Here is a 6,000-nt window from a genome sequence, read left to right on the forward strand (position 1 = left end):
CCGGTCCCGGTAGGCTGCCGTCCGAGCCTCCATAGCTCAGGGGATAGAGCATCGGTTTCCTAAACCGTGTGTCGCAGGTTCGAATCCTGCTGGGGGCACCTCGTCGGCGCGCGCGTTTCGGCGCTTCCCGCTCCGCTCGCCTACCCTCCTCCAGGCACGAGCAGGACACCGGAGGACACATGAGCAGCATCCGCGAGGACCTCGCGCGCGCCCACCAGGCGTTCGCCCGGCCCACGCTGGCCCTCCTGCGCCGCCCGAGCGGTCCCCTCGTCGTCGCCGTCCTGACGTGCGTCTTCGCCGGTCAGCGCACCCGCGTGCCCGCCGACCGCTTCCACGCCCAGGTCCACGGCCTGCTCGGTGAGCTGGCCGCCCACGGGCAGGAGGTCCCCGACACCCCCGCGCGCGAGCTCGTCCGCGGCTGGGTGCGCGAGCAGTGGCTGTCCCTGGCCCCCACCGGCGAGGAGGGTGAGGAGGAGTACGCGCTGACCTCCCACGCCCAGGACGCCATCGAGTACGTCACCCGGCTGACCGGACGCCGCGTCCTGCTGGGCGAGTCGCGCATCCGCACGATCCTGGAGGCCGCGCGCCGGTGCGCGCTGGAGGCCACCCCCGAGCGGGACAAGCGCATCGCGCGGCTGGACGAGCAGATCCGGCAGCTGACCGCCGAACGCGACCGCCTCGTGGCCGGCGGCGAGGTGGAGCAGGCCTCGCACGAGCAGCTGCTCGGCGAGTACCTCAACCTGGAGGACCTGCTGTCCGCCCTGCCCGGGGACTTCCTGCGGGTCTCCGAGGAGGTGCGCCGCATCCACCGCGAGATCGTCGGCGACTTCCGCGCCGAGCAGCGTCCCTCGGGGGAGGTGCTCGAGGACTACCTGCGCCGGGCCGAGGAACTGCTCACCGGGTCGATGTCCGGGCGCGCCTTCGCCGGGGCCGTGGAACTCGTGCGCGACGAGGCGACGCTGCGGGAGCTGGACTCCGACCTGGCGGCGGTCCTCGCGCACGACTTCGCCGGCGACCTGAGCCCCGAGCAGCGCGGCGCCCTGCGCGCGACGCTGGAGACCATCGGTGAGGGCATCGAGGCCGTCCTGGAACAGCGGCGGCGCCTGTCCGCCTCGCTGCGCTCGCACATCCTGCGTCACGACCCGCTGCGCGACCGCGAGCTCGACGAGGCGCTGCGCGCGGCGGCCGAGCAGCTGACCGGGTGGATCGCCACGACCGGTCCCCGCGCGACCCTCGACCTGGACCTGCCCGTGCCGGCGGCCCGCATCGCGATCGGCACGATGCGGACCCGGTTGCACGACCCGGCCGACGACGCCAGCCCCCCGCCGCTGCGCGACCACGACGACCCTGCCGAGGGCTCGTCCCTGGACGAGCTGCGCCGGTTCGGCGGGCCCGACTTCGACCGGCTGCGCCGCGCGCTCACGCAGGACCGGGACACGGTCGTGACGGGGACGGCCGGTCTGTTCGACGACCTGCCCGAGGACCTGCGCCGGCCGGCCGACCTCATGGGCCTGCTGCACCTGGCCGTCTCCGTCGCCGGCAGCGACCCGCAGACCGCGACCCACCGGGCGGTCTACCGCACGGTCCGCCCCGGCGGGACCGTCCACCGCTACCTGGGCCCGGACCTCCCCCTGGGAACCGGACCCGGCCAGCCGCACCCCGAGCAGGAGATCGACCAGCCCGCATGAGCACGCCCGGCGACACCGACACCGACACCGGCACCGACACCGGCACCGACATCGGCACCGACGAGTTCGGCGACCCCGAGGCCCTCGAAGCGGGCGCGGCGGACGGCGCCGGGCAACCCCTCGACGAGGACGGCCTGTTCCCCGGCGACACCGGGACCCTGGGCGAACCGGTGCGCGCGGTCCTGGTGCAGCTGCTCAAACGCCGCTACGTCTCCGCCGCCCAGCACCCGCGTCCCTGGCGGCTGCTCGTGGAGAACCAGCAGGCGCTGAGGTCCCGGCTCAACGACCTGTTCCTCGACCTGGTCGTCGACCACGACCACCAGGTCGCCTACAAGCAGCAGGCCCCGGCCCGCGACGGCCAGCGGTTCCCGACCCTGCTGTTCGACCAGCCGTGGACCCGTGAGGAGACCGTCCTGCTGATCTGCCTGCGCCGCCTGGCGCGCTCGCGGGCCGCCGCGGGCCAGGGCGAGGTGTTCGTCGAACGCGCCGAACTCGTCGACGAGGTCGCGCACTTCCGGCCGCTGAGCAGCACCAACCAGGCCCGCGACGAGCAGCAGGCCGCCGCCGGCGTGGACAGCCTGCTGCGCCAGGAGGTGCTGCTGCGCACGGGGACCGAGAACCGCTACCGCGTCTCACCGATCCTGGAGGTCCTGCTGCCGGTGGACGTCGTCCAGCGGATCGTGGCCCAGCTGACGCAGCACAACTCCTCCTCCGCCGACGACGCCGCCGACGGGTTCGAGGAACTCGACGAAGAACTCCCCCAGGAGACGATGTGACCGACGGGCCGATGATCCCCGGGCTGGCGCTGGCCGGCACCAGCCACCAGCAGTGGCACGTCGCGCACGTCCAGCTGGTCAACTGGGGCGGTTTCGACGGCTACCACCGCATCGAGTTCGACCCCCGCGCCAACCTCATCACCGGCGCCTCCGGCACGGGCAAGTCCACCAGCCTCGACGCCTACATCGCCGTCATGATGAACACCACGACCGCGTTCAACGGCGCCAGCAACGACGCCGTCACGGGCCGGGCGCGCTCCTCGACGCAACGCAACCCGCTGTCGTACGTGCGCGGCAAGCTCGACGAGGTCCTCGACGAGGACACCGGCAAGAACCGCGACGCCACCCTGCGCGGCCGTGACGCGAACGGGAACCCGGCCAACGCCTGGTCCGGGCTGGCGTTCACCTTCCGGCACACCGGCGGGCAGACCGTCACCACCCTGCGCCTGTACTTCGCGCCGGCCTCGGCCAAGGACCCGCGCGACGTCAAGGACCACCTGGCCAGGTTCCGCGGGGACTTCGACCTGAGGCTGGTCGAGCCGTTCGCCGAACGCCGGTTCGACCACCGGGCGATGCGCCGGCAGTTCGAGGGGCTGGACTTCTACGACTCCTACTCCAAGTTCGCCGCCGACGTCCACCCCCTGCTGGGCATCGGCGCCGACGGCGACGGTTCGGCCGCCATGAAGCTGCTCGGGCGCATCCAGGCCGGCCGCGAGGTCGTCTCGGTCGACCAGCTGTACCGGTCGATGGTGCTGGAACGTCCCCGCACCTTCGAGGCGGCCGACTCGGCGATCGCGCACTTCGCCGACCTCGAGGCGACCTACGAGACGATGAAGACCGCCGAGGAGCAGATCACCATCCTCGGGGAGATCCCGCGCCTGCACGCCGAACTGCAGGGCGCGCGCGAGGCCATCGCCCTCGTCGACGCGCTGAACGCGCGGGGTTCGGCCGACTACAGCGCCTTCGGGTTGTGGGTCGCCCAGACCGAACGCGACCTGATCGAGGTCGAGGAGCGCGAGGCCCGCAGCGCCGTGGAGACGGCCCGGGGTGAGCTGCGCGAGGCCAAGGCCGCCCGCCTGGCCCTCGACGTCCAGGTCAACGACACCCGCCAGCTCCTCGACACCCAGGGCGGCGGGGCCCTGGAGGCCCTGGGCCTGAAGCTCAAGGCCGCCGAGGCCGAGCACGCCGACGCCGAGACGGCGTGGCAGCGCTTCGCCGAGCAGACCCGGGTCCTGGGCGAGTTCCCCGCCGACGCCGCGGAGTTCACGGCCCTGCAGCGCGCCTCCTCGGACTTCCTGCGCGAACTGCCCGCGACGCTGCAGCGCCTGGACGAGCAGGGCGAGGCCCTGACCGAGTCGGCCGGCCCCGACGTGGTCGACCGGCAGGAGCTGTGGGAGGAGAAGCGGTGGTTCGCCCAGCGCTCCGACCTCATCCCCCGCGACCTGGACCTGACCCGGACGCTGATCGCCCAGCAGCTCGGCGTCGAGGCCCACGACCTGCCGTTCGCCGCCGAACTGCTCGACGTGCAACGCGAGCACGAGCAGTGGCGCACCGCCGCCGAACTCCTGCTCGGCTCCTTCGCCCGGACCCTGGTCGTCGACGGGTCGCTGCGGACGGTGTTCCGGCAGCGGGTCGACCAGCTGCGGCTGCCGCGCCGCGTGCAGTTCCGCTTCGCCGAGACCGACCGCCGGCTGGAGGACCTGGACCCGGCGACCCTCGTCGGCAGGCTGCGCCTGAAGGAGGACTCCCCCTACCGCGGCTGGCTGAGCAGCGTCCTGCCGCAGGACTTCCCGCACCTGGCCGTGGAGGGCCCGGACGCGTTCCGCGACGACCGCGTCCGGCGCATCACCCTGGCCGGGCAGGTGCAGAACGGCGACCGCGGTGCCCACGGCGGGCAGGACGGGCTGCGGATGATCCTCGGGTTCTCCCCCGCCGCGCTGCTGCGCCGCATCGAGGAGGAACTGGCCGCCGTCGACGAACGGCTCGCCGGTCACCAGCGGCGCCAGAACGCCCTCACCGAGCAGCGGGTCCTGCTGCAGCGGCAGGAGGCGGCGCACCAGCGGCGGCTGGAGACCCGGTGGAGCACCATCGACACGGCCGCCTCGGCCGCGGCGATCGCCCGGCGACGGTCGGAGATCGACGCGCTGCTGGCCACCAACGACCAGATCGCGGTGCTGCGCACCGAACGCGACCGGCTCGAGGTCGCGGCCGACCTGGCCCGGCAGGAGGAGGCCGCGGCGAAGGTCGCGCTGACCACCGCCGAGAAGGTGTGGGGCGACCTCGTCGCCCTGCAGGACGAGGTGAACGACCGGCTGGCCGAACTCGACGAGGCCGGCGTCGCGGTCACCCGGGACCAGGCGGCGCACCTGACGTCCCTGCACCAGCAGTACAAGACGGCCGACACGCTGGAGAACTTCCGCCGGGTCCAGCCCAAGATCCGGCAGGCCACCTCGCAGGGCCGGCAGGCGGCCGTGGACCGCGAGGCCGAGGCCGCCGGCCGTCTCGAACGCGCCTTCAAGGCGTTCCAGAGCCGCTGGCCCCAGCCGAACCTCGGCCTGGGCGTCGGGTCCTACGAGGGGTACCGCGCCATCCTCGACGACCTCAGCGGGCAGGGTCTGGCCGAACGCGCCGAGCAGTTCCGGGGCCAGGTCGTCAGCTGGTCCGGCGACGACCTGCTGACCCTGCAGGCCAGGATCCGGCAGGCCGGCGCCGACATCGTCAACCGGCTGGCCCCGGTCAACGAGATCCTCGCCGACCTGCCGTTCGGCCCCGGCGGCGACCGGCTGCACATCGAGGTCCAGCCGCAGGTGATCCCCGAGGTCACGGTGTTCCAGCGGGAGCTGCGGGAACTGGCGTCCGGGACGACCCGGATCGACGACCCGGCGGCCATCGAGGCGCGGTTCGCCAAGCTGCGCCGGTTCATCGACCGGATCCGCGTCGGCTCGGCGACCACCTCCGACCGCGAACTGCTGCTCGACGTGCGCAAGCACACCTCCGTGCGCGCCCTGCGGATCGACGCCACGACGGGCCGGACGCTGAGCATCTACGACCACCTGGGCGGCAAGTCCGGTGGTGAGGTGCAGGAGCTCATCGCGTTCATCGTGGGCGCCGCCCTGCGCTACCAGCTGGGCACGAGCAAGCACGCCCTGCCGGTGTTCGCCCCCGTCTTCCTCGACGAGGGTTTCGTCAAGTCCGACGGCGAGTTCACCGCGCGCGGCGTCAACGCCTGGCGCGGGCTGGGTTTCCAGCTCATCATCGCCGCGCCGCTGGACAAGGTGCCCGCGATCGAACCGCTCATGCAGCGGGTCATCGAGGTGACCAAGACGCGCACGGGCTACGCCAGGGCGATCACGCTGGTGGACGCGGACGAGGTGGCGCCCGACCCCGAGCCGTCGGCCTGACGCCGACCGTGCCCGACGGTGGAAGCGCTCGATCACCGAAGTGGGGGGGGGGGGGGGGGGGGCGCGCGCGGCGCCCGCCCCCCCCCCCGCCGCGGCCCCCCGCCCGCCGCGGCGCGCGCGGCGGCCCGCGTCCCC

General features: G+C 73.5%; 3 protein-coding genes and 1 tRNA gene. All 4 read left to right on the forward strand.

From position 1 onward, the window contains the following. Positions 1-25: 25 nt before the first annotated feature. Positions 26-98: transfer RNA gene (locus tag ACRYR2_RS03170), tRNA-Arg, on the forward strand. Between the two features lie 81 nt (positions 99-179). Beyond that, positions 180-1,688 carry a DUF3375 domain-containing protein gene (locus ACRYR2_RS03175; RefSeq protein ID WP_432561364.1) on the forward strand — a complete coding sequence of 503 codons (1,509 nt, stop codon included), beginning with the start codon at positions 180-182 and terminating at the stop codon, positions 1,686-1,688. Then, positions 1,685-2,464, forward strand: coding sequence for a DUF4194 domain-containing protein (locus ACRYR2_RS03180; protein WP_432561365.1), 780 nt, complete (start codon positions 1,685-1,687; stop codon positions 2,462-2,464). The genes ACRYR2_RS03175 and ACRYR2_RS03180 overlap by 4 nt, the downstream gene beginning before the upstream one ends. Next, positions 2,461-5,865, forward strand: coding sequence for an ATP-binding protein (locus ACRYR2_RS03185; protein ID WP_432561366.1), 3,405 nt, complete (start codon positions 2,461-2,463; stop codon positions 5,863-5,865). Before ACRYR2_RS03180 ends, ACRYR2_RS03185 begins: the two co-directional genes overlap by 4 nt. Positions 5,866-6,000 lie beyond the last annotated feature (135 nt).

It is taken from the genome of Kineococcus deserti, assembly GCF_050871945.1.
Taxonomy (GTDB): domain Bacteria; phylum Actinomycetota; class Actinomycetes; order Actinomycetales; family Kineococcaceae; genus Kineococcus.

Coding starts and splice junctions, on each gene's coding strand:
- ACRYR2_RS03175 (WP_432561364.1), top strand. CDS start 180: ATGAGCAGCATCCGCGAGGACCTCGCGCGCGCCCACCAGGCGTTCGCC.
- ACRYR2_RS03180 (WP_432561365.1), top strand. CDS start 1,685: ATGAGCACGCCCGGCGACACCGACACCGACACCGGCACCGACACCGGC.